Raw genomic sequence first — 1,347 nt, 5'->3', positions numbered from 1 at the left:
CCAGTACTGCTGGTCTCTGTCATCAAAGTGGTCCCCACTACTCGAAGTGATGGACATCACTTTGGACTCACGCGGGTACCCTGTCGATGCGGCCTCGAAATGACGCTTACGTTTGCCCTACTTGGGTTGCCAGTCGAAGGAGCTGCCGATCGAAAGCGATTCGCAGGGTCTCCCGGAGATCCACTACGCGCGCACCTATCGGGCCTTCCGGCGGTGGCAAGCGGACGGCTGTTCTGAAGCGATTTTCGAAGGCCCGGTGTTCAGGCTTCGACAAGACGATGGTCTGGACACCACCATCATTCATGGCGATAGCACGGCCACAGCGGCGAAGAAAGGAGGTGGCAACCTCGGCTTCAGCAGTCACAAGAAGGTCAAAGGCGACAAGGTCGTCGCCTTCTGCGATCGGCATTGCAACGTGATCGCGCCGTTCGTGAGGGCCCCTGGCAATCGAAACGAATCGCCTCTGTGGTTCCCAACATCAACCCGAATTCACGCGGTAGAAAGCGACCTGAGCGAGGACCCAGGTCCCGGTTCGATCCGGCCATCTTCGAGGAGCGGTTCCGTACCATCGAGCGGCTGTCCGCCTGAGAAGACAAGTTCCGGCGACTGCTGCTGCGCTTTGACCGTCCCAGTCAATTACGTTACGCATTCAGGACCCTTGCCTATACGATGATCGATCTGCGGCACTACTGCCGGGGCTGATCTCACAGCCGATGCCTGCGTTTCCTTTCCGGTACACCGCCCTGATTTTGCTCGCCCGTTGTCTGGCGAAAATCCGCGCGTGAGAGCCCAATCATCTCATCGCCCGCATTGCGGTACTCCATTCCTGCGATCCTGCAATCCTGCGTTATCCTTAAGGAACGCCGCCCCGATTCCGATCGGAACCCGCAACCAGTTGGAACAGCGCCTTCAGATCGCCGTCGGGGCAGTACAGGCTGAGTTGTCCGCGCCGCTTCAGGCCCCGTTGTACGCGGGTGCGTTGGTTACCGCATAGTTCGGCTTCGGCCGCCTGCGTGGCTCACCCGTCTTCAGTCTCGCCTTGAAAGGCATGAAAACTCAACAGTCCAATAGATCACCGGGCTCTTTCTACCGGACCCACGATCGCAGCGCAAGGACCCTGCTGAACAAGGTCTCCTAGAGAGGGTGTTAGGCACTTTTGTTAAGGGTTGCAAAGTGGGCAAGCATAAGCACGGAGAATACGACGAAGTGCAAACCCGCCAGGGTTTCAGGCAATCACTCGTAGTCTCTGGCCAGTCGGCGGAATCGGTTGAGCCAGCCAAAGCTGCGTTCGACCACCCAGCGGCGCGGCAACAGCACGAAGCCCTTTTTCGCCTCCGGCAGCTTGAT

1 protein-coding gene and 1 pseudogene are annotated in these 1,347 nt (G+C 58.6%); both read right to left on the bottom strand.

Features of this window, described 5'->3' with window-relative positions; translation table 11 throughout:
* Positions 1-106 precede the first annotated feature (106 nt).
* A complete protein-coding gene (locus tag HV796_RS42445) occupies positions 107-409 on the bottom strand; it encodes a hypothetical protein (RefSeq protein WP_175233575.1) in 303 nt (100 codons plus the stop codon).
* 827 nt (positions 410-1,236) lie between these two features.
* Positions 1,237-1,347: pseudogene (locus tag HV796_RS45275) on the bottom strand (transposase); the annotation flags it as partial.

The organism is Paraburkholderia humisilvae, assembly GCF_902859855.1.
GTDB classification, from domain to species: domain Bacteria; phylum Pseudomonadota; class Gammaproteobacteria; order Burkholderiales; family Burkholderiaceae; genus Paraburkholderia; species Paraburkholderia humisilvae.
Note: the sequence above shows the minus strand (reverse complement) of the source record. Positions and strands in the feature narration are given on the sequence as shown.

Excerpts from the sequence above, each read along its gene's own strand:
- HV796_RS42445 (WP_175233575.1), bottom strand. The coding sequence starts at position 409 with ATGCCGATCGCAGAAGGCGACGACCTTGTCGCCTTTGACCTTCTTGTG.